16 protein-coding genes are annotated in these 23844 nt (G+C 52.3%); 7 read left to right on the top strand and 9 right to left on the bottom strand.

Annotated features, from left to right (window positions below; genetic code table 11):
- Positions 1 to 78: 78 nt before the first annotated feature.
- The 8 genes from LU633_RS11115 to LU633_RS11080 form a co-directional block, all read right to left on the bottom strand.
- Positions 79 to 7131: an Ig-like domain-containing protein gene (locus LU633_RS11115; RefSeq protein WP_157275264.1), complete on the bottom strand. Its 7053-nt coding sequence runs from the start codon at positions 7129 to 7131 to the stop codon at positions 79 to 81.
- A 1163-nt stretch (positions 7132 to 8294) separates the two neighbouring features.
- Positions 8295 to 9032: an L-cystine ABC transporter ATP-binding protein TcyN gene (gene tcyN / locus LU633_RS11110; protein ID WP_020323333.1), complete on the bottom strand. Its 738-nt coding sequence runs from the start codon at positions 9030 to 9032 to the stop codon at positions 8295 to 8297.
- On the bottom strand, positions 9029 to 9697 hold the full coding sequence (tcyL, locus tag LU633_RS11105; protein ID WP_020323334.1) for a cystine ABC transporter permease: 669 nt from the start codon (positions 9695 to 9697) through the stop codon (positions 9029 to 9031). The genes tcyN and tcyL overlap by 4 nt, the downstream gene beginning before the upstream one ends.
- Positions 9697 to 10500, bottom strand: coding sequence for a cystine ABC transporter substrate-binding protein (tcyJ, locus tag LU633_RS11100; RefSeq protein ID WP_020323335.1), 804 nt, complete (start codon positions 10498 to 10500; stop codon positions 9697 to 9699). Before tcyJ ends, tcyL begins: the two co-directional genes overlap by 1 nt.
- 92 nt (positions 10501 to 10592) lie before the next feature.
- Complete coding sequence (locus tag LU633_RS11095; RefSeq protein WP_407647012.1) at positions 10593 to 11606, bottom strand: D-cysteine desulfhydrase; 1014 nt, start codon at positions 11604 to 11606, stop codon at positions 10593 to 10595.
- 62 nt (positions 11607 to 11668) lie between these two features.
- Entirely contained in the window at positions 11669 to 12172 is a 504-nt protein-coding gene (gene fliZ, locus LU633_RS11090; protein WP_020323337.1) for a flagella biosynthesis regulatory protein FliZ, read from the bottom strand.
- Between the two features lie 45 nt (positions 12173 to 12217).
- On the bottom strand, positions 12218 to 12940 hold the full coding sequence (locus tag LU633_RS11085) for an RNA polymerase sigma factor FliA (protein ID WP_020323338.1): 723 nt from the start codon (positions 12938 to 12940) through the stop codon (positions 12218 to 12220).
- Between the two features lie 139 nt (positions 12941 to 13079).
- Positions 13080 to 14048, bottom strand: a complete 969-nt coding sequence (locus LU633_RS11080; protein ID WP_020323339.1) for an HNH endonuclease signature motif containing protein — start codon at positions 14046 to 14048, stop codon at positions 13080 to 13082.
- A 268-nt stretch (positions 14049 to 14316) separates the two neighbouring features.
- On the opposite strand from LU633_RS11080, the gene LU633_RS11075 reads away from it, so the two are divergent.
- The 6 genes from LU633_RS11075 to LU633_RS11050 are packed head-to-tail and all read left to right on the top strand — an operon-like array spanning position 14317 to position 19431.
- Positions 14317 to 15123, top strand: a complete 807-nt coding sequence (locus tag LU633_RS11075) for a hypothetical protein (RefSeq protein WP_020323340.1) — start codon at positions 14317 to 14319, stop codon at positions 15121 to 15123.
- A gap of 23 nt (positions 15124 to 15146) precedes the next feature.
- Positions 15147 to 15917: a glucose-1-phosphate cytidylyltransferase gene (gene rfbF, locus LU633_RS11070; protein ID WP_020323341.1), complete on the top strand. Its 771-nt coding sequence runs from the start codon at positions 15147 to 15149 to the stop codon at positions 15915 to 15917.
- Positions 15902 to 16999 (top strand): CDP-glucose 4,6-dehydratase, encoded by a 1098-nt coding sequence (rfbG, locus tag LU633_RS11065; protein ID WP_020323342.1) that lies wholly within the window; start codon positions 15902 to 15904, stop codon positions 16997 to 16999. Before rfbF ends, rfbG begins: the two co-directional genes overlap by 16 nt.
- Entirely contained in the window at positions 16996 to 17538 is a 543-nt protein-coding gene (gene rfbC / locus LU633_RS11060) for a dTDP-4-dehydrorhamnose 3,5-epimerase (RefSeq protein ID WP_020323343.1), read from the top strand. Before rfbG ends, rfbC begins: the two co-directional genes overlap by 4 nt.
- Positions 17538 to 18395 carry an NAD-dependent epimerase/dehydratase family protein gene (locus LU633_RS11055; protein ID WP_020323344.1) on the top strand — a complete coding sequence of 286 codons (858 nt, stop codon included), beginning with the start codon at positions 17538 to 17540 and terminating at the stop codon, positions 18393 to 18395. Before rfbC ends, LU633_RS11055 begins: the two co-directional genes overlap by 1 nt.
- Complete coding sequence (locus LU633_RS11050; RefSeq protein WP_020323345.1) at positions 18382 to 19431, top strand: class I SAM-dependent methyltransferase; 1050 nt, start codon at positions 18382 to 18384, stop codon at positions 19429 to 19431. The genes LU633_RS11055 and LU633_RS11050 overlap by 14 nt, the downstream gene beginning before the upstream one ends.
- A gap of 183 nt (positions 19432 to 19614) precedes the next feature.
- Here LU633_RS11050 and LU633_RS11045 read toward each other — a convergent pair whose 3' ends face one another.
- Positions 19615 to 23139 carry a glycosyltransferase gene (locus LU633_RS11045; RefSeq protein WP_020323346.1) on the bottom strand — a complete coding sequence of 1175 codons (3525 nt, stop codon included), beginning with the start codon at positions 23137 to 23139 and terminating at the stop codon, positions 19615 to 19617.
- Between LU633_RS11045 and LU633_RS11040 the strand changes: the two genes are divergently transcribed.
- On the top strand, positions 23138 to 23281 hold the full coding sequence (locus tag LU633_RS11040; RefSeq protein WP_157275265.1) for a hypothetical protein: 144 nt from the start codon (positions 23138 to 23140) through the stop codon (positions 23279 to 23281). The genes LU633_RS11045 and LU633_RS11040 overlap by 2 nt on opposite strands.
- Positions 23282 to 23844: the final 563 nt, after the last annotated feature.

Below are 23844 nucleotides of genomic sequence, written 5' to 3'. Positions count from 1 at the left end.
CAGGGGGATTCTGTCTGGAACCTGTTCAGGCCTGACGCTTACGCAGTAATATGGGCCTCACAAATATGGCTGGCAGATTCATCGCGGATAGTTTTCAACCCTGCGTACATTCATTCCATCGCCATTACCGCCCCATCCGCGACTTGGTGCATCGTAAGTATAGGTCTGCCCGGCATAACCTACGGTAAGAATCACAGCGTACCCACCTATATGATCGGTCCAGCACTTGGTTGCGACCGTTGTCGCTCCAAAAACAACATACTGATTAGTGGTGACCGAATCAAACGTGCCAGGGAAATCTCTTGATGTATTACCGCCATTTTGAGTTGCCCGTGCCCTGGCACTAAGGCGCATTGGCGAAAGCAGCCGCTTACCACCAAAATTGATACTGCCCCCGTCAGCAATGGCCACATTCCAGTGCTCGCGACCCAAGAAAGTTTCTTGACATGAACCCGAGTTCCCCGCACTGCTGCGGGCTGTCAGAAAATGATTAACGGTCATTGAGTTCCAAATCTGACCAGGCTCAAGATTTCTGACAGATATATCGGGCGACGACGCGGTGGTTTCGAGATTGCCGTAACCTTTCGCAACCACCTCCACGCGCACTGTTTTTCCCCAGAAATGAGTATCAGGATTGAAAGTCACCACGTTGCTGGCCACAGGAGATGAAACCGCAAACTCACTCAGTATGTTATCGTTGGTGTCTTTAATATAAACCACCGCACTGTTCGGCCTGCTGAATTCATTCGTCAGCCCCGCACTCCAGTTAACCGTGAGCGTATCGTCAGTAAAGACCGGCGTCCACGTCCCTGAGTTGCCGTTTGTGCCTCTGCTGATATAGGTTACATTGCCGAGGCTAATCGCGGGTTTGGTATACACCTGCACGTCATAGTAACCCGCGCTGGCACTGTAATAGTCATTCGCTTCCACCGTCAGCGTCAGCCGCGTCTGTCCATGACTGACGCTACCCTGCACCTCGCCCGCGGCGGAAACATTCACCACGCTTGTATTACTGGAAGCCCAACTTAGCGCCGCCTCCGGGCCAAATGTTGATGTCGGATTTTGCAAGCTGAAAGCAACCTGGTCCGTCGTTTTTACCTCAGGGTGAGCAAAGTTAATGTCCAGGGATGCTTTGTTCAGCACGTAAGTGACCTCCGATAATCCCGGCAGGAACTGGTCCGTTTCCGGTGTGCTGACGCTGACCACAGTGGTACCAGGCTTCACTGCCGTCAGTCTGCCACTGCTATCAACAGTGACGACGGAGGAAGCCCGGCTGGCATACACCGGCGTCAGCAGTCGCCGGGCATCGCTGTTGCCGTAACTGGCGGCAATGGTGCGATCCACACCGTCTCGCCACATCGCAATAACCGGCTCACCGCTTCCTGCTTTTAGCTGTGGGTCCGCTTTGGCAACTCTGATGTAATAATTGGCCATCGCGGCGGTGTATTGTGCATTACCGGGCGTATAGACTGAAACGCTGGCCTCTCCCGCCTTCAGCAAGGTGAGCCTTCCGTTGTTATCAATGCGTACCACACTTTCATCCGACACCGTCCAGATCTGCGTAACACCTTTCGGCATGCCAGTTACAGACTGGGATTCAGTGAAATTACTGGTCCACACCGTGTTCTGCTGCGCATTGGGAAAACGTAGATCCGGGATGATTGCACCGACGATAACCTTGACAGAATTGCCGACGGTTTGGTTGTCTACCTGTGCAGAAATCGTCACCTCCCCTTTAGTCGTTGCGGTGGCAGTTGCCATGTACAGACCATTACCCTTGTCTGCCACCGCACTCAGTGTGAAGCCAGACAAGGTGTTTGCCCCCCGGAGTACCACAGTCTTGCCGGTAACGGGGTTACCGTACCTGTCCTCAAGGTAGGTGGTGAACGTCACCGTATCTTTGCCATCTGAACCAATCATGGTCTTGTCAGCTGTCAGGCTTGCCTGCTTAATGTTCCCCGCCGCCACGTTAACCGTTGCTGCCTGCAGTGAATTATTGCTGTCCAACCAGGCAGTCATATGCAGCTGACCTGCGGTATTACTTAATACCGTGGTTGTTGCAATACCATTACTGTCCGTCCTTGAGGTCGGCATAAATGTGCCAACATGTTCACGCAGCTGCCACGACACCACTACACCAGGTAACACGTTGCCGTGGCTGTCCACTACGGTGGCGCTATAGGTCACTCCCTGACTGTCGCCCGCGTTAAAATGGGTTCTGTCCGGGATGACTTGTGAAATTTTCCAGCTGTCGGTGTCCCCATTGATGGTTAATGTTCGCGTCTGGCTGAAAGTTTGGCTGCCCACCGTCACCGAAAGTAAAGCGGTACCCGTCTTGTTACCACTGACAGTCATGGTGTAACGACCCGGCGCATCGCTGCTTTGCTGACTCGCAGCCACGCTGACATCGGCGTTGCTGCTGACGCCTCTCACGCTCTGTCCTGACAGCAGGTTGCCGTGCTTATCGCGCAAAATCAGCACAAGCTCCGCCGTTTCTTTGCCGGCGACGATAACCGATGGCGAAAGCGTTAACGCTGAACGGCTTTCATCTGCTGCCCCTGTGCTAAACGTCACATCCGGGGCAGAGGTGCTCCCCGATGGCAAAATCAGCTGCACGGTTGCGGTACCGACAATCAGTCGGGTGAGGGCGACTCTGGCCGTACCTGAATCATCCGTCCGGGTGACCTGCGCCTGTAAGGTACTCCCCTCATTGGCACTCCAGGTTACAGGGATACCAGCGCCGAGTGCATTACCGTTTTTATCTGTGAGAGTGGCCGAATAGGTCACCGTTTCCCCCACTGAAGCAGAGGTCGACGATACCGTGATGTTGCCTTTGACCACCGCTGCGGTGTTATCAGCCACAATGGTAAGGCTGGCTTTCTCCGTCACGGTCACACCATCCACCACGGCGGTGATATTGGTTCTGCCCGCTGTTGTGCCAGTCACTTTCGCCTGATACACCCCCGATGACACCTCAGTAAAGCCCGAAAGCGTCGTGTCGAGTGCAGTTGAGAAAGTCAGGCCCAGTTTATTTTTCAGGCCCGTCAGCAGATTGCCTTCTGCATCTCTGGCAGTGACAGTGGCCGTCGCGTTCTCCGTTTCTGCCACGATACTGGCAGGCAATACGTTGAGCGACGACCGCCCTGCATCAACGGTGCCGGCAGTAAAGGTGGCAACCCTGGAGGCACTGACTGGTACTCCACCGCCCAGCATAGCGCTCACCCGTGCCTGACCAGCTGCACGGCTGCTCAGGGTGATTTCCGCTATACCATTTTCATCCGAGCTGCTGATACGCGATGAAAGATTACCCAGATTGGTATCCCAGCCCACCGCCACACCGCTCAGTTTTGTATTGCCATTCTTATCTTTGACCTGGGCACGAAAGGTCACCGTTTCCACGCCGTCCGCTTTGGCGATTTGGCTGCCGGAAATCGTGACGCTGTCGATTTCCGCTGAGTCCTGGCTGGCAAGCATACCAATTGGCGTTTGCAGACTGAGGCTGCCGCTGTTTGCCGTTAGCGGCCAGGTACCCTCGCGGGTGCCGGTGACGGTGGCCTGATAGAGGCCATTGCCTGTTTCTGCTGCGGCAAGGGTAATACCGGACGCACTATCAGCAGCCCAGTTTACTGGCTGATTGAGTACCGGATTATTCCAGCGATCTTTCAGAATCAGCGTTGCCACTGCGCTGGTATGCCCGTCAGCGGTAATGGTCTGGGGCGATACCGTCAGTACGCTATTTTCCTGAGCAGGCACGCCCGGCGTAAAGGTCACCTGTGCCGTGCCTTTATTCCCGTTATGAAGTGCAGCAGTTATCGTGGTCAGTTGTGCCGTAGTGCCGGTAAGGTGAACCAGCGCCTCCCCCTGCGCGTTAGTCACGCTCATTGGCAGGCTCAATTGATTATGGGTTGATTGCCAGGCTACGCTGAGATCCGCCACAGGATTATTGTGTGAATCCACGACGGTAGCCGTGAGCGTGACTGGCTGGCTTTGTCCTGCTGCCGCGGTAGCTGAATCAGACTTCACCTTAACGGATGCCGTCTGCGTGTCCGCCAGCGCGGTTAAAGGCAGGGTTTTACTGGCCGCGTTATCCAGGCGCGCGGTAACGGTCATCACACCCGCCTCGGTCCCGGTGAGCGTGGCATAAGCAAAGCCATCTCCTCCTGACACCAGCGCGGAAGGACTCACCGTCCCGCCGCGATCGCTGCTTAACGTCACGTTCATATCAGGCAGGGGATTGCCGTAGCTATCTTCAACCCGCACGCTGAGACGCACCGAATCAGTACCGTTCGCTGTCAGCGTCAGCTTGTCGCTGCCAAGCTGCGCCACCTGCGCACTGGCCTTATCCGCGATAAAAGTAAATGGCGAGGCGGCCTTAGACGACGCGTTTGTCGAAGCGGTCACCACAACATCCGTAAAGGCGCGGATGCTGGCAACAGCGATTTCCGCCACACCCTGGCTGTTAGTCTGCGTCTGCGCCTGAGCAAAGGTCACGATGCCGTCATCTTTATTGGACTTCCAGTCAACGGGAATATCAGGTAATGGATTGCCGTTCTCATCTTTAATCAGCGCCCTGAACGTCACCGCCGTTTTACCATCAGCAATGCCGGATGCCTGTACAGCCTCAACAGATGTGACCAGCGCGGTTGCACTGTTGGCGATAAAGGTGGTTTCTTTAACCGTCGTGGTGTTATTGACGCTGGCGCTTACGCGGGAAAGCCCGGCAACCTTACTGCTCAGTAAGGTTGTGGCACGCCCCTGCGCATCACTCAGCACCGAATTATCCGCCGTTAGCGCACCGTTATCCGCGCTGAAAGCAACCGGCAGCCCCGGCACGGGATTACCGTTGGCGTCAGTCACAATAGCGCTTATCGTTTTGGATTCTTTGCCATCCGCCAGAGAGACCGCAGGCAGAATACTCAGATTACTGTCGATGACCCGCGCGGTATGTTGGTCAGACAGGAAAGTCAGTTTGACTTCTTTGCTGCCTGCGCTGCTGACGCTGGCGGTAAGGATAGTTTCCCCGGCACGAAGACTGGTAACAGGCACGTTCACTGAACCATCGTCGCTGGTTTCCACCTCACCGACGACCGAGGTTTCATTATTTGCCCTGAGCGTCACAACCTTTCCGGCAACGGGGTTGTTATGCGCATCGACCACGGTTATTTTAATAACATTTTGCGCCTGACCATCTGCAATGGCGTTATCCGACACCACCTCAACAGTGTCAATTAGCGCAGTCGTTTTATCGGCGGTAAGCACAACCCTCGCCGGGGCGAAGTCTGCATTACGCGCCCCAGGAGTCAGGGTAAAGGCTTCGGGCACTGTACCCGCGGTTACTGTGGTGACATATTCTCCCGGTGCCTGACGAACGAATGCCGACACAACGGTATCACTTGCCCTGCGAAGCATCGCCGTTCTGGTCACGCTAATTTCATCGCCATCAATATCAACAGGGTTACCTTCACTGTCGTTAACTTTCAGCACAAGCCGTTGCTGAGTTTTACCATCGGCTGGCAGTTGAATTTCGGACGGAGTGAGTGAACTGAGATGGGTAGCGATCGCAGCCTGCGTGACGGTGATGGTGGTGCTGGCACGTTTCGAATGATTACCCTGTTGATCAACCGCCACACCATCAACGGAATAGGTGTTTATACCATTTTGCGCCGACTGATAATCCGGTAACACCACCCCATAATCGCCATTGTTGTCAACAATTTTACCGCCTGCAGCAATCAACGAAGGTGCCGTCCAGTTGATATGGGAAAACGCGTATTTACTGTTCACCGATGCGCCCAGTGATTTATACTGTCCGGCGTAACCTGTTAGCAACGGCGCGGTTCTTAGGCTAATCACCTCTTTTTTTCGGTATTCCAGCACGATATTGTTATTGCGCTCAACCAAATCGTAGCGGCTGTTCATCAAACTACGCATGCCCGCCACAGCTTTTGGATCGGTCTGAAGACGCCACGGCACGCCAGGCTGATAGTTCATACTCAGGCCAAATAGCGTTTCGCTTTGACCTGCGGCCCCCTGACGCTGCTCGGCTCTGAAGGTAAGCAGTGGTACCGGGGTATAGTTCATCCCAGCGGTCACGGCATAGGGATTACGTTGGCGGTTGTCTTTGCCAAACAGGGCAACTTCATTGCCGTAATATTGCTCCAGAGTGAGTTTTCCGCCCAGTTGCGGATATGTTGGCAGCCAGCCCTGGGTGCGAATATCCCAGCCGTTTGCCGGGCGCGCCTCGTAATCTGTCAGGTGCGGAGCATCTTGCCAGTTGGTCAGGCGTAAATAGCCATTCACCGCGACCCTGACAAAATCACGCCAGTACTCAATGCCACCGCCCACCCGAGAATGCCGCTGGGAAAGGTCGTGATCGAAGAAAGTATTCATCCCGAACATCCACTTGTCGTAAAAGTGCCGCACGCCTGCGCCGAGATTAATCTGTGTGCGGTCATCAGTACGGTGCAGGCTGCTTTGCGAGAACACCAGGCGATTATTTTGTTCATGCAAAGGAAGCAGCAAATCCACCTGAGAGTTTTTCAGAGATAAATTTTTATCCGTTTCCAGCTGCACCCGTGCGGTGCCGAAACCACTCATCCACTGTTGGATTTCTGCACTGGCCGCGCTGGAAACCATACTTCGCGCCAGCGAAGAAGCCGCCTGACTGTTCGGCTGATTTGCCAGAAACGTTCCGACCTGAGAAACATGTCGGGCGACTTTTTCTTCGGTCTGTCCAGGCTGACTCGTCTGGGATGTTGCTGAAACATCCTCAGAATGCTCATGCCATTGAATCTCCGGGAACGGTTTGAGCGGCACTTCCAGCTCGTCTCCTGGCTGTATCCCCTCAAATCCGCGGGAAAATGTTCTGAATTGATTGAGTTTTTTAAGCGCCTCAGGCGTCATATTGTATTTTTTTGCCACAGTGGCGGCGGTTTCGCCCGCAACCAATCTATAAGGTTGGGTTTGCAAAATGGACTGTGTTGGTGCATTCAGCAGGCGGCTATTGCTGCCCGTGCCAGCAATAGCCGGTGAGAAGGCTGCCGCAAGGGGAAAGGCAGCCTGCACGGCTATGTTGAGCCATGCAAAAAATTTTATACGAAGCGGAACAACATTTCTGGATATTACGTTCACAAACTAGCCCCATTGAAAACCATCCGCAGATGGCAGATAAAAAAGGAAAATTGATCGGTATTAGCCAGCAGCAGAAAAGTAAAAAACTATGTTATTGGCTGGACTAATTTTTCATTTTGATGAAAAAATAAAATGGCAGGTTCATACTCCTGCTTGCGTAGCAATTTTGACAGAAGCCAATTAAACATTAATTAATTTCGGAACTAAAATGAATGCTTAACATTAACATCGATATTCCCCCTTATTTTAAGGTCAACTTATATAAGTACATCTATTTGCAAGATTCATTAAGAGAAACATTTAGCTAACACGCAGAGTTACATAAGTAAAAAATCAGGATTAAGAGAGCAATAACGAAACCAGACTACTGCACCATATGTCACATTAGTATTCTTGATATTATCATAATAAACATTAGGTTAAATTGAATGTAAATTTAGTAACGAACAAAAACACCTCCACAGAAGTCAGCCTTCATTAATCTAATCGCTTCCAGAACAAGGCTCTGGCTATTTTTTCTGATTCAGCCCAAAACAATAAAGTACAGGGCAAACCTGTAGATGATCGCGACCGGAGGGTGTCAATAATTAAATAATGTATCTTTCCACACTCTGTTTTGCTGGAATACAGCCAATTAATGGCTGGCATACATGTAACGTAATTTTATATCTGATGCGCTACGTGCATAAAGTCCGCAAATGCCTTCTCTTTCATACTGCTAATTATGACTAATAATATGGTCCAATTATCACTTTTTGGCAAGCCAACATCATTTACTGACGATCTTTACCAATAAAAAAACAAAAATAATCCAGATAATTAACAAGTGCATTCAGATGCTGTTTTTTTAAAAAAAAACAGTTTTAAATCACCGATAAAAAAAACTTTCTAAAAAAACGCCTTTGGCAGATGTTAAGTAAATGTAATGAAAAATAATTGCAACAAAAAATTTACCCATCTCATTGAGCTAATATTTATATATCTTAACCGCTCAAATTCCAGCCCCGATTGCGCAAGTATAATTAATGTTGGAAAGCAGCGCCTGATACTGAACACAGATGTAATATTGTATCAGTATTGCGCTTTTTAACGGCGATGTCGGTAAAAGGCCGGACGCAGCCATGAGCGGGGTCACAACAGCGTCCGGGAAGAAGTTGAAAGAGCTAACCTTCGAGGAACTGACGGGTACGCGGATGCTGTGGGGAGGTGAATAACGTTTCAGCCGGTCCCTGCTCGACGATTCGACCCTGGTCCATAAAAATAGCCCTGTCGGCAACGTCACGGGCAAACCGCATTTCGTGTGTGACAATCACCATGGTGCGTTTTTCATCCGCCAGCGCACGAATAGTATTAAGCACCTCCGCCACCAGCTCCGGGTCCAACGCCGACGTTGGCTCATCAAAAAGAATCGCCCGGGGGCGCATTGCCAGCGCACGCGCAATCGCCACCCGCTGCTGCTGCCCACCTGACAAACGGCGAGGAAAACGCGCTTCCAGTCCCTGCAGTCCGACTTTCTCCAAAAGCTGCCTCGCGTGGGCTATCGCCTGAGCTTTTGACTCTTTACCCACGATAACCGGCCCTTCAATAATATTTTCCAGCACGGTACGGTGTGGAAAAAGATTGAAATTCTGGAAGACAAAACCAACCTGCTGGCGCAGCTGTCGCACCTGTTCACGTTGCCGCGACGCTTCTGTGGCATCGATACGGATTTCACCTACCTGTATGGTGCCGCTATCCGGTGTTTCCAGCAGGTTGATGCTGCGTAACAGCGTGGTTTTGCCGGAGCCGCTAGGCCCGATAATTGCCACCACCTCGCCGCGCACCACCTCCAGGTCGATACCGTGCAGGACGGTATGACCCGCAAACTGTTTAACCAGGTTGCGAACCGAAATAGCACTCATTTTGCCTCCTGTTCCTGGCGATTTACGCTCGACTCCAGCCTGCTTTGCAGCACTGACAGTAGCGTGGCCATCAGCCAGTAAATGACCGAGATGGCAAGATACATGGTGAACACTTCCAGCGTGCGCGAGGTAATAAGCTGCGCCTGACGAAACAGTTCGGGCACCTGAATGGTCGCGGCCAGCGAGGTGTCTTTCACCAGGCTGATAAAGCTGTTGCCCAGCGGCGGCAGTGCAGTGCGTGCCGCCTGTGGCAACACCACACGACGTAATGTCTGCCAGCGCGTCATGCCGATACTGGCGGCCGCTTCCCACTGTCCACGCTCAATAGCGGCAATCGCCCCGCGCAGGGATTCAGAGGTATAGGCGGCGGTGTTTAACGACAGGCCAATCATCGCGGAAGGGATTGGGTCCAGCTCAATGCCAAACTGGGGCAGTCCGTAGTAAATCATAAAAAGCTGCGCAATCAGCGGGGTACCACGGAAAACCGAGACATAAAAGCGGGATGCCCAGTTTAGCGGCCTGAAGGATGACAGACGCATTATTGCCAGCATAAAACCCAGCAGCAGACCGAAAAACATGCCGCCAACACTCAGTTGCAGCGTGAAAAGCGCCCCTTTCAGCAAAAAAGGTGCTGAACCCAGCACCAGTTGAAAGCTTTCCTGCATTATTTCGTCACATCCACACCAAACCATTTATCAGACAGCGTTATCAGAGTGCCATCTTTCTGCATTGCGTTAATGGCCTGGTCGATAGCCTGCAACAGTTCAGGATTACCTTTACGCAGTGCCACGCCGGAGGTCTGACGAGAAAAAGCCGGACCGGCTGACGCCATGACCGCCCCGGTTTTCTTCACCAAATCCAGGGCGGCCAGACGATCCACCAGGATAGCATCAATCCGCCCTATCCGCAGATCCTGATACTTGGTCGGATCGTCATCGTAGGTACGGATATCAACATTTTTCACATTGTTTTTAAGCCACTGCTCGTAATTGGTGCCGAGGCCCACGCCAACTTTTTTACCGCTGAGATCCTCCGGTTTGGCAATACCTTCTGCGTTTTTACGCAGGGTCAGCACCTGAATGCCTGAAACCGTATAAGGCGAGGAAAAGTCATATTTTTTCTTGCGCTCGTCGGAAATGGTCACCTGATTGATCACCACGTCAATGCGGCCGGAATCCAGCGATGCCAGCATGCCATCCCATTTTGTCGGCTTTAACGCCGCTTTTACCCCAAGGTGCTGCGCCAGCGCTTTGGCAAAATCAACTTCAAAACCCGCCAGTTTACCGTTGTTATCCTGAAAGCTGAACGGTGGATAGGTGCCTTCCAGACCAACCAGCAGTGTGCCACGCTGTTTGACTTTATTGAGCAGAGTGTCATCAGCGGCTGAAGCGCTGCTGGCAAAACCGGCCAGCAGCGCCAGCGACATGACCCCCATAACCAACTGACGGCGGACAAAAGTAAATTTCATTTAATGCTCCATAATTTCAGGCAGATGCCAGGGGAATTTATGTGGACTGGCAAATTAATACCAGCGGTGTATTAAGAACAATCAGCACTAATTCAGAACAAAGGGTGATAAGCAAAGAGCGCGGGCGCTCCCCCCGTGTGAATAAACAGCAGCGGCCCTTCACGGCGAAAGCGCTTTTGCCCGATACCGTCCAGCAAGCCCGCCATGGCTTTACCGGTATAAACCGGATCGAGAAAAATGCCTTCCAGCCGCGCCAGCAGGCTAATCGCTTCCTTTGCCCCGGTGTTCGGCTCACCATAGCCCGGTGCATAATACTCATCCCACAGCGTGATCGGCGCACTGGCAGACAGCGCCAGCGAGGCAGCAAGCTCATCACGAAGGGCAACCACTTTAGCATGCTGTTGTTGCGCAGGGCGCGAGACGGTCACGCCCACCAGCTCGCAGTCGGGCAATAATTGCTCCAGCCCCACCGCCAGCCCGGCGTGGGTACCCGCGCTGCCCGAAGCAACCACCGCCGCCGCGAAATCCACCCCGCCCTCGCTCTGATGGGCAATCTCCTGCGCGCACTCCACATAGCCCAGCGCCCCCAGTGCGCTGGAGCCACCCACTGGAATGATACAGGGGCGAAATCCCTGCGCTTCCAGACGCGTGGCCTGTTCCTCCAGCTGCTCATCGGGATGATGCAGGGCATCCACCATGATCACTTCAACATCCATCAGCTCAAGCAGCAGGCGATTGCCATTGGAGAGATAGTTTTCCGCGCCAGTCCCGGTAGGATTTTCCAGCAGGGCCACGCACTTCAAACCCAGCTTTGCCGCAACAGCCGCGGTCTGGCGTACATGGTTGGACTGAATGGCGCCTGCGGTCAACAAAACATCTGCGCCCTGACGCAACGCGTCGGCCACGAGAAACTCCAGCTTTCTCAATTTGTTACCGCCGAGCGCAACTGGCGTAACGTCGTCACGCTTAATAAAAATATCCTGGCCAAGATAATCGGACAGTCGTGGCAGTCGCTCCAGCGGCGTGGGCGCACCAAGCAGTTCCAGACGAGGAAAGGAATGTAAAAGATGTAAGAACAAGACAGCCTCCTGAACGGGCGCAATCATTTGTCCTTACAGTGTTACAGAAGTAAGCAGAAAGGTAACGTAAAAAGGCTTGAAGAGAGCAATTAACTCCGCTGCCAGCCTAAAAACTGGTCATATTTGCGCAGAGCAATGCGATAATTGTTATTACCGGCATCAGGCAAATCGTTTTCCAGACAGGCATGCCAGCTGGCGCCGCTAAGTTTTTCCGCCGGGAAATTGCGGGCCGACAGCATATCGTCAAGGCGACGAAGGCGAACAACATATTCACGAATGGTGCTGTGACTCATTTCAGTCTGCTCAAATAAATATTGTTTGAACGCCATGATGTCGAAGTAATTCGGATGCGTATTGCAATATATATCGCTACAAAAGCGGCACAGCGCGGTTAGCTCATTCTGTAACTTTAACCAGATCTGATCGTCAATTAACTGGTCCATCCTCGAGATGGCTTCTTTATTAATGATTTGTCCGCGAAAGACAAGCGCCATTCGATCCAGTACTTTGCTGCAATGGGGACAGTTACTCTGGCTGTGTTTATAGTCTTTTAAATAACGGCTCAACGGCCTAAGTTTTGTTTTGGATTCCATTATGGAGTCCTCAATTGCTGTTAAGTATGCATAAAACTGCCCCCTCTAGCGCACCGCCGTTAAACGGGTACGCAGGCGTTTGATCGCCTGACTGTGCAGTTGGCTGACGCGGGATTCACCGACTTCCAGGACTGCGCCAATCTCTTTCAGGTTCAGTTCCTCCTGATAATAAAGTGTCAGCACCATTTTCTCGCGTTCAGGCAGAGTCTCGATCGCTTCAATGACGCGCTCACGCAGATTCTCTTCCATCAACTGGTGCAACGGATTAGCTTCTTCATGGCCTTCCGTCACCAGCTCCGCGCTGTCACCGTGTTCTTCACGAAACTCGTCGTAAGAAAACAGCTGACTGTTGTTGGTATCCAGCAGGATCTGCCGGTATTCCTCCAGCGATACATCAAGCTGCGCTGCCACTTCCTGTTCGCTGGCAGAACGCCCCAACGCCTGCTCCACCTGATGCATCGCAGCGGCAACTTCACGCGCATTGCGCCGTACGCTACGTGGTGCCCAGTCCCGGCTACGCAATTCATCCAACATTGCGCCGCGGATACGTTGCACCGCATAGGTGGTAAAGGCCGTTCCCTGCAGCGCATCGTAACGCTCCACGGCATTCAGCAGCCCGATGCCTCCTGCCTGTAACAGATCATCAAGTTCAACGCTGGCAGGTAACCTCACCTGTAAGCGAAGCGCTTCATGGCGCACCAATGGCACGTATCGCTGCCACAGCGAGTTTTTATCCATCACGCCACCGGCGGTATATAGATCGTTCACTCTGACTATCCTGCGTTAGTTAAGTTATCGGCACGATTATCAGTTTCCGTAGCCCAGATTGATTGGCAGAATAACAGTGAAAAACGCAGGTTATTTCAATTTTGTGTTGCGGGTGGATGGCCCGCTGCTTGCCAATCCGTTAACGAAATTTCTTTAATCTGGCGCGGGTAGCGTCAGGCACCTGCGACCACAATGCACACACTTTTCCTTCCAGCTCGGGATAAAACGATGCCAGGGTTTTATCCTGCGGCAGCGCACTACGGAACCGCACCACGCCGCTGACCGCATCAATGCTAAGGCGACGGCTGGCAAACAGACGCTGCAAATCGCTACGCAGAAAAAGGCCGTTGTCAGTGTGGTTATCCAGCACAGCACCCAGCTCGTTTTCCCGCATATCGATATGGCAGGCTTCGACCCAGGGCCAGCTCTCTTCATCACTGAGCAAGGTTCCGGTAATGACGCAGGCGCCATAGCGGGCGCGGACTGAACGGGTGAAGTCCTGCTGGCTGGCCCGTTGCCACAGCCGGGCTTTCACCCGACGGCCCACCTGAGTTCCCTGTATCACGCCGGTGGCGGGCGGCAATAACGGCGAGGTCAGTACCACAATGAACTGGAGCTGGCGCGCATGTTCGAAGCAGGGCTGTGACTGACTGTTATAAAGCTGCCAGTACTCCTCTTCATCCTCGGTACGCAGCAGCGTCAGGGTATAGCCACGCTGTTGCAGCAAGGTTTGCGCCATGATGGATGCAGGATCGAGCATCGCCAGCACTTTGCTTTCCCCCATCACTTTCCAGGTATTCCACGGCGACGGTTCGGTCGGACGCCGAAAATAAAGAAAGCTTTCCTGCTGCCGCAAATAATATTCAAATCGCGACAGATAATTCTTCCTTTCGTTATCGCTGGTGATAAACAGCACATCCTCCAGCGGAATCTGACTGTCTTTGCTGGCAAAAACCGCGCGGATGGTCCAGTTTTTGCTTGAGGTTGACGGACTGAGCAAACCCCGGCTGGTCAGCGATTTATTGTCAGGGTAGCGCTGGCTGTAGCGTTCGCTTATTTCATCAAACGACAGCAGTGTCCCCGGTAACAGGTCATAATTGAAGCGCATCGGACACTCCGGACGGTAAAAGGGTTATGCCATGCCCCGCATGCCGTGTGTTTGCAGCATGCGGTGACTATCTGAGAGAATTATCGGCACGGTGTAAGGTTTCTGTAAAGATTTACCACAACAGGGGCGAAGAATTTGTTTTCATCGAGAGGGAATCTGCTGCCCGGTCACTGTCAGTGATAAGCAATATAAAAGTGCGTTTATTCTGCTGATTGAAAGAAAAGCCTTAGGCTAGTATCGCTTCAGGCATTCCCTTTCGGAACACGCAATGAATACATTCATTATCTGCCACCAGAATCTTCCCTGTTACCAGGTGCGATCCAACGCCAGTATTGTCTGGCTAAACAATACGCTGCCGGAAAACCCGCAGGGGCTGAATATTATCCCCGGGTATGAATTTATTGATAATGCGGCGGAATTGCACCAGCAACTTTCCGGGGCCATTGGTCCAATGGTGATTCGCAATATCGTTAACCAGATGAAGCTGACCGAAGGCAATGTCACTCTCTGGCAATACCGCAAATTTGTCACCCGCGAGAAATTTGGCGCGCCGTCGGTTGATTACGGCGGCACGCACGATGTGGATATCAAGGAAGTCGCCGGCACCGCCATTATTCCGCAGCCCGCAGAGGGCCGCAGCTATATTGTTTCCGCGCCTATGCAGCTGGGAAATTTATATCAGCAATATGCCGCCTTTCATCACATCAGCGATCTGCTGAAATATACCGCGCTGGCGGTCGATCTCGGCGTAATCACCGAGCAGGAAAGCTTTTTGTTTCTCAACTGCGCCCATCTGATTATTGGTGGTATTGAACTGGGCACCTACCCGGTGGCCTGGTGGCAAAACGCGTTTGGCCATCTTCAGTCGGTCTCGCTGGCGTTTATTGAAAACTTTACGCCATTTTCCCCTGAGGATCCCTATCAAAAACGCGCGGTGGCGTTCTGTCAGGAAAGGCTGGGCAGCTATCTGCTTTTAAAAGAATTAAGCAGTACGCATAACAATAATCTTCCCGTGGGCCTGTTTGGCACCGTGCATACGGTCACGGAAAAAGGCGCTTATACCCGCGGTACCTGAAGGTGCTGATAAAGGATAACATGATGAAAGTAATCATTTTAGCAGGGGGGCTTGGCTCCCGCCTTTCAGAAGAAACGGTTGTGCGCCCGAAACCGCTGGTTGAAATCGGTGATAAACCGATTATTTGGCACATTATGAGTATTTACGCTCATCATGGCTTTAAAGATTTTATCGTCTGCGTGGGCTACAAAGGGTATTTACTGAAAGAGTATTTTGCCAATATCGTGCTGCACCATAACGATATTACCGTCGATTTACAGAGTAATAAGGTTGAATATCACCACGGCAGCTCGCCGGACTGGAAGGTGACGCTGGTGGACACCGGTAACAGCTCCATGACCGGCGGTCGGTTAAAGCGGATCAAAGAGTATCTGGACCCGCATGAGCCTTTTATGATGACCTATGGCGACGGCCTGGGTGACATTAATATTACCGAAGAACTGGCTTTTCATCGTTCTCATGGCCTTCAGGCCACCATGTGCACCGTGGTACCCCCTGCCCGCTTCGGCACGATCCACTCCGATGGCTATCGTATTACTGACTTTTCGGAAAAGCCAGTCGACCACTCGGCGCGCATCAACGGCGGCTTTTTTATTTTGCAGCCCTCGGTACTGAATCTGATCGACGGTGACAGCACCGTCTGGGAAACCGGCCCGCTCGAACAACTGGCAAGAAGTGGCCAGCTTGCCGGGTTTATGCACGACGGTTTCTGGCAGCCTATGGATACCCTGCGAGAAAAAGTCCTGCTGGAAGAACTGTGGCACAGCGGTGAGGCGCCATGGAAAATATGGTAACGCCCGCTTTCTGGTCAGGGCGAAAAGTGTTGGTAACCGGCCATAGCGGTTTTAAAGGCTCGTGGCTGACCCTGTGGCTGCTAAAATTGGGCGCGCAGGTCGAGGCAATCTCGCTGGCCAATGACCAGCCTTCATCACACTATCACGCGGTCAACCTGCGCCGGCAAATAACCGAACATCTGCTAGATATCCGTGAACGACAGGCGCTGAGTGACATCATTGCGCAGTCTGACGCAGAAATCGTTTTTCATCTGGCCGCGCAGGCGTTGGTTAACGCTTCGTATCTCGACCCGCTAACGACTTTCACCAGCAATGTCGATGGCACGCTGAATCTGCTTAATGCTGTCCGTTCTTCAAAAACTATTAAAACGGTTATCGTCATCACTACCGACAAGGTTTACGCCAATAATGACGCGCCGGATAACGTTTTTGATGAGCACGACGCGCTGGGTGGCAACGATCCTTACAGCGCCTCTAAAGCGATGACCGAACTGCTGTGCGCCGCGTACCGGGAAAGTTTTTTGCGCAAACAAGGGATTGTGCTGGCCACGGCCCGTGCCGGGAACGTGATCGGCGGCGGCGACTGGTCTGCTGACCGACTGGTTCCTGACTATTTCCGCGCCGTCAACCAGCAGCAGCCGTTTAGCGTGCGCTATCCCGATGCGGTTCGTCCCTGGCAGCATGTGCTAGAGTCGCTGCGCGGCTATCTGCTTTATGCGCAATATCTGACGTATCATCGTGACAGCTCGCTGACCGCGCTGAATTTCGGCCCGGACAGCCGCAATACCATTACCGTGCGCGATCTGCTGCAGCGGCTGTCGGCCTTTACCGAACAGGCGCAGGTCCCCGCTACCTCTGCAGTTGCCCCACAAAATCGGGAAGCCATTAACCTGTCGCTTAACTCCGCAAAAGCCCGTGAAGCATTGCGCTGGTTTCCGGCTCTGGATATTGACGCCACGCTGCGTTTTACCAGCGACTGGTATCAGGCCAGCCGCCGTGGCCTCGATATGGCCGCATTCAGCCTGCAACAAATTGCTGACTATGAAAGCCGGGTGAGGGAACAACAGGAGAACGTATCATGAAAATAACCGCAACGCCGATTGTCGGTGCATGGCATATCGAGGCGACGCCATTTGTCGATGAGCGCGGCTCATTCAGCCGCACCTTTTGCCAGAAAACCTTTGGTGACGCGGGTCTGGAAACCGTCTTTGTCCAGTGCAATCTGTCGCGGAACCGTGCAAAAGCCACGCTGCGCGGATTACATATGCAAACGGGCGAACATGCCGAAGTGAAACTGGTCAGAGCGATGACGGGACGAATTTTTGACGTCGCGCTGGATTTACGCCCGGAATCGGCGTCGTACAGGCAGTGGTTCGGTGTCGAACTCAGCGCGGCGCGCCAGAATACGTTTTATATTCCGCGCGGCTGCGCGCACGGTTTTATCACCCTTGAAGACCACAGCGACGTTTTTTATCAGGTGTCCAGTCACTATGCGCCCGGTCATGAGCAGGGATATCGCTGGGATGATGCGGCCTTTGGCATTGAGTGGCCATTGCAGCCCGCCACACTCAGCGATAAGGACCGCGCTTATCCTGACTATGACGCCCGTCAGGCCCGCTGATGATAAAAAATATTCTGCTCACCGGAGCGAGTGGTTTTGTGGGGCGGGCGCTGCTACAACGGCTTGCCGCTTATGACGTTGCCATTACCGTTATCTGCCGCGACGCGAGCCGTCACAGCCTGCCTGCTCAGGAAAATATCCACCGGGTGATAGTAACGGATTCGATTTTTAATAAAGATGTCGCGTGGTGGCAGGCCCCCCTCAAAGGTATTGATACCGTTATTCATGCCGCCTGGTACGTCAACCTCCTGGACTATCTCACCTCAGACGAGAATCTGGTCTGCCTGAACGGCACCCTGACCCTGGCACAGGCCTGCATTGCCAGTGATGTCAGCTATTTCGCCGGAATCGGCACCTGCTTTGAATACCAGCACGGCGATGATTTTTTAAGCGTGGATACCCCGCTAAAACCACAATCGCTATACGCCGCCAGCAAGGTGGCCACCTTTACTCTGCTGAGTGCGCTGTTCAAAAACACCCCGGTTCAGTTTGGCTGGTATCGCCTGTTTTATCTGTTTGGCGCCCATGAAAAAGCAGGACGCCTGGTTCCCTATCTGCAAGATATGTTCACCCGCAACAAAATTGCGGTATTGAATCAGGCCAATCTTATTCGGGATTATCTTGATGTGGATTGCGCGGCGGAAAAAATCACAGAAAGCGTAATGGCGACAAACACCGGTACATTTAACGTCTGCTCCGGTATCGGTACGACAATTGGCGACCTGGCCCTGCGCATAGCCGCTCTGCATCACGCCACCCACCTTGTGCAACTGGGTGAGGTTACCCCTTCTGAATCCACACCCTTAAAAATCATTGGCGTGTGCAATTTAAGAGATAAACATCATGACAGCCGCTAAGTCGCTTTTTTATCGTGAAAACTATCCGATATTTCAAAATAAAATGTATTCCTCGCGCGAGGCAGGGATTCACTGCCCGAAAGGCAATATCGATCTGATCGTTGACCAGAAGACCGGCATTATATTCAACTGCCAGTTTGATGAATCGCGAGTGCAATACGATAAGGATTATCACAATGAACAGGGACTGAGCCATGCCTTTTCACAGCATTTAAATGATGTTGCCAGGCGTATTATTCAGGCAATGGGCAAGGAAAACCTTGTTGAAGTCGGCTGCGGTAAGGGATTATTCCTCGATATGCTTAGTGCCCAGGGCGTTGACATCACCGGTTTTGACCCCACTTACAGCGGCGATAACCCCAGAATTCGCCCGGAATACTTTACTCAGGACACGCCGATATCCTGTGATGGTATTATTTTGCGTCACGTGCTTGAACATATTAAAGACCCGGCTGATTTTCTGCATTTTCTTAAAAAAGCCGCCCCTGAGCACTGCAAAATTTATATTGAAGTACCTGCCTTTGAATGGATTGCCGCGAATAATGCCTGGTACGATATTTTCTATGAGCACGTTAACTATTTCCGCTTGGATGATTTCAAACGTCTGTTTAGCACGGTGATTGAAGGGGGCTACGTTTTTAATCAGCAATATATTTATGTGATTGCGAACCTGGCAGACCTGTGCGAACGCATTGAGGTTGACCAACAGAGCATTGATGCTTCTTTCCCCATCGACCAGCTGATTGCCGAGAAAGTCGATCGCAGCAAAAAAATCACATTGTGGGGAGGGGCCTCAAAAGGGGTTATTTTTGCCATGAATCTTGCCCGGCTGGGCATTGAGGTCGATCACGTTATTGATATTAACCCGAAGAAACAGAATCGCTTTTTGGCGGCGACCGGCATTAAGGTCGAATCACCGGATGATGTACTGCCACAGTTAGCCGACGGTGAAAATATCTACGTGATGAATTCCGGTTATCTGGCAGAAATTAAGCAGATGACGGGGCAGCGTTTCAATTACATCACCCTTGACTAAGCCTGCGGCGCACGGTTATCCTTGAGGAAGCGGCCATCTTATCTTGAAGATGACTGGTGCAAAGGGTGAAAAGCCGCCTTAACAAAGGTGGCTTTTTTGTTTCGTACCGCGTCCCCTGCCCGTTCCTGCCCGATACCTTACGACAAAGCCAGAAACAACGGATAAATACTCATGGCACGCGGCTTACCCTGTCCATGCTTTTAGCCACTCCGTGACATTGTCTCCACTCAGCATCCAGTCGCGGCGCAGCCGCGCCTGCAGCTCATCGCCCATCCTGGCAGTGGCATCCATATCGTTCAGGTGTCTGCGGATAGCATCACACCAGTCTTTAAAGCGATTGCGCGCGCGGGTCACCGGTAAATCACCGCGATAACATTCCACATCGCTGCAAATAACCGGGACGCCGCAGGCACCGTATTCCATCAGGCGCAAATTGCTTTTACAGGCGTTGAAAATATTATCTTCCACCGGGGCCAGCGCCAGATCGAGATTCAGCGCCGCCAGCGTGGCCGGATATATTTCAATATCAACGCCATAATGCAGCTCGTGAATATAAGGGCGCAGCTTGTGCGGACACATGCCCATAAACACCCATTCAACCTCATTGGTAAACTCTTTGACCACATCGACAATCATTTCCAGATCGCCAGTATGACTGGAGCCGCCTGCCCAACCCACGCGCGGCTTTTTCCCCTGGCGGCGCTGTCCCTGTAAATTCCCCCACCACTGCACCGGCAGACGATTGTTCACCACCACAATCTGATCATGCATACCTTTAAAGGCTTCGGCCAGCGGTGCTGTTGACACCACGAAGCGGTCGAAAAAGCCCAGACTTTTACGCATTTTTTTCCACATATCCTGCTTAAAATCTTTGTGGTGATGATTTTTTAGCGGCACGTTGAGAATATAGTCATCCAACTCATAGACCCGAAAGATATCCGTTGCCGCCACCACGGGTGCCATCCAGTTCTGGAAAATGTCAGAATAGCGACGCTGAATAATCATGCTGTCCGGCTTCTGCTGACCGATTTCCGCAATAGACAACAGACGGCTGTAAAGCTTGCCGTTCGCCATTCCTTCCCGCTCCATAGCCTGGAACGGGCCGATAATACGGTAGTGTCCACATCCGGCACTGTCCGCGTGATTTGCAAGAATAGTTGGCACGCCGGGGCGGGTCACTGGCGTCCAGCACAGGGCGCTGTCGCTGTTAACGTCAAACTGGCGACTTTTTAGCGACAGATTGGCATTGAATGCCGGATCGTTAGCAATGGTCGGCAACCAGCGTCGGTAGAGCCAGGTGTCTTCATCCTGTTTTTGTATTTTAACCGCCTGACTGTTTTCACCTTTAAGCGGCGGCTGCCGTGCGGCCGAACGCAGAATACGGGCATAGGGCGTCCAGACGGTCAGGTAACCCTGCTCACGGGCGCGCAGGCAAAAATCCACGTCATCATAGAGCTGGCTGCGGGTGTCGAACCCGCCAAGGGCATCAAAAACCGTCCGGCGAATAAGCATGAAATCGCCGGATACGGCGCTGTAGTTTTGGTCGGTATGCAGCCGTCCAAGATAGCTCGCCTGGTCGTCCGCCATGCCACGAAACGCATCACCTACCGCGCCATCCACTCCAAGCAGGTAACCAGCGTGACGAATACGATGCTCTGAGTTGAGCTGCTTGCCGCCAACGACACCGACTTCGGGACGCTGCCCGTGGTTGAGCAGGTTATCCAGCCATTCACCATCCATCACCGCCAGTTCGCAATGCAGAAGCACCAGATATTCACCGCGCACGGCGCTGGCCCCCAGATTAGTCATGGCAGCCCGCTGCCAGTCCTCGCGGTGATGCAGTACTTTAATCCTTTGCGGATCGACGCTGGCAATACTTGCCAGCCATTTTTCGCGCTCGGGGCTTTGCTGATTGTCCGCCACGATAATCATTTCGTAGTTAAGATAGCGGGTTTTTTCCAGCACGGTGGTCACTGACGTAATCAGCGAGGGCAGATGCCAGTTCGCCAGGATAATCAGTGAAACCAGCGGCTGGTGAGGATGTTGGTAACGCAGACGATAATTGCCGTAGTGGTCCATCGCCACTTCGCCTTGCGGATAACCCCGGTTAGTCAGATGACGTCGCAGGATCGCTGCATCTTCCACAACGTCGCGCTTTCTGAGCGTCGTTGTCATCAAGGGTTCTGCGATATGACCGATAACGCCAAATCCCTGGTTTTCGATAAGCCGGGTGATAAGATCAAATTCACTGGCATTGGGGCAGGCCAGGTCAAATCCTTCCGAGGCTGCCAGCAGTTCACGTCGGAACAGCCAGTGCTGCGCCATGGTTTTTGGCGAGCTAAGAAACAGGTCGAGGTTAAAATCAGGACGGAAAGCGACACCGCCCGGATCCCCTTCGATGGCAAAAAATTCATCCGCATAGAGCGCCAGCGTGCCGCCCGCGCCGGGCAGCGCACTGGCCAGGGAAATAAGCCCTGAAGACAGGAAGAGGCTGCCTGCATCGACAAAAATAAACCACGCTTCACTGCGCCCCTGCAGCACATGGTTAATCACCTCCAGGCGATTTTGCGGCGTTGCCGGATAACAGCTCACATCCGCTGGCACGCCTTCCGCACAGCCAACCAGCAGCGGCGTAAGAGCCAGCAGGCTGGGATCTACCCCCGCCAGGCTCGCCAGCGTGACGCTGATACCGTGGCGGTTGTCATCACTGGCGGTAATAACCACCGCCACGCTTACTGGCCCGCCCCTTTCGTGCGCCAGCCTGGCAAGATAATTTCGCTCAAAATCCCGCAGCTGGCGATGGTCAAGCCAGGTCGCCAGCTCAGAGCGGATAAAGTTGTTGTGGTGCTGCTGGCTGAAGTTCTGATATTGCGCCTCATCCGGTGCATATATCGGCGCAACCCGCACCATGTTTTGTGGCTTTTGAAACTGACTAAACCAGCTTTGCTGGCGAAGAAAATAAAAAACCTTATCGCGATTTTGCACCACTTTTTCTTCGTTATCGCGCTGGCCCGGCTGTTGATAGACGCTGGAAACGCGGATAGTACACAGCGATGTGTTTAACCAGCCCAGCCATTTTCCGGGTAGCACTCGGGCATAGAGAACCAGTGCTTCCACCTCCAGCATTTTTTCATCATTGATGCTGAACAGCGCGCCCTGCTGCTCAATCAACGACTGGAGGTCTTCGCGGCGAAACAGCGCCACACTCATTTCACCAATAACGTTAAAACTTAAGGTCGACTGGAAACGTAACAGATCTTCGCCGTTAATCAGTACATCGCCATTGACCAGCGGCGCGTTAGACAAAATGTCCGGCTGGCGGATATTCAGACAGTTGGTGCGGGTGCGCCGCGTCGCCACTACCGATACCTGCTGGTTATTTTCCATAATGCCAACCGCCTGTGCCGTGGCATTTTCCGCCAGCCAGTCCGCATCCGCGAGATAGCGAATGTATTCTCCCTGCACCTCTTGCAACGCGTTTTCAAACGCCCCTTCTTTCTCTTTCGGATGTTTAAATATGCGTACCGGGTGGCCCGGCTGATTAAGAAAAGGGGCGACAATCTCGGCAATGAAGTTTTCACTGCTGCAGTCTGCGATCAGAATTTCGCAATGCACATAATCCTGAGCAACTGCGCTTTGCACTGCCTGAGCGAAATAGGTGGGAATGCGGGCAATAATAATTATGCTGACTAAGGGTGGACTGGACATGGCTGGTCTGCTCCGGGAAATCGACAATCCCAGTAAAATGAATGTACTGGAAATGGATGATGATTTTTATGTTATCGACAAACGAAGATTCCAATCGCCAGAAGAAGAACCTAAAAGCGCGTTATTCCCGCGTTTCAGATAGCAGATAAAAATCGCATCCCCACAGAGAACGCAGTTGCAGCCTCTTGGCAGAGGTTAAAAAAGCGGATGGTGCTGGTCCCTGTGCCATGAGTCACGTACGGACAGAACCATAAGTAAGACGATTGTATCAACAGCAGAGTGAAGTGATTCAGAAAGAATGAAAAAACAGATATTAGGAAATTGGTGGGATTTAACGGGATCAAGTTGATATTGATAAGCCTTGTCTGGCACGGTTCGTAGTGAAAGCAAGAGCTATTTAATTAGAGTTTAGTCGAAAAAAGCAAAATGAGAAAAAGACAGATAGATTGCTATTTGCATCATTTATTGTGATAAACAAGGGGATTAGTTCGGAAAGCATTTAAAAAATGTTTAATGCATTGATATAATTAGCATTCTGCACTTTTACAGACAGATACCAAATAGCAAGGGAGATCCTATAACTCATGAAAAAAAGGATCTCAGTTCCTTTTGGTGTTAAGTAGTTCCTATTATTTGTATTAGTCGCGACTTGATCTGACACTGGACCTTGAAAGGTTGAGAGTTACCGGTTTTGATATGGGTGTC

This window comes from Erwinia tracheiphila (assembly GCF_021365465.1).
Lineage (GTDB): Bacteria > Pseudomonadota > Gammaproteobacteria > Enterobacterales > Enterobacteriaceae > Erwinia > Erwinia tracheiphila.
Note: the sequence above shows the minus strand (reverse complement) of the source record. Positions and strands in the feature narration are given on the sequence as shown.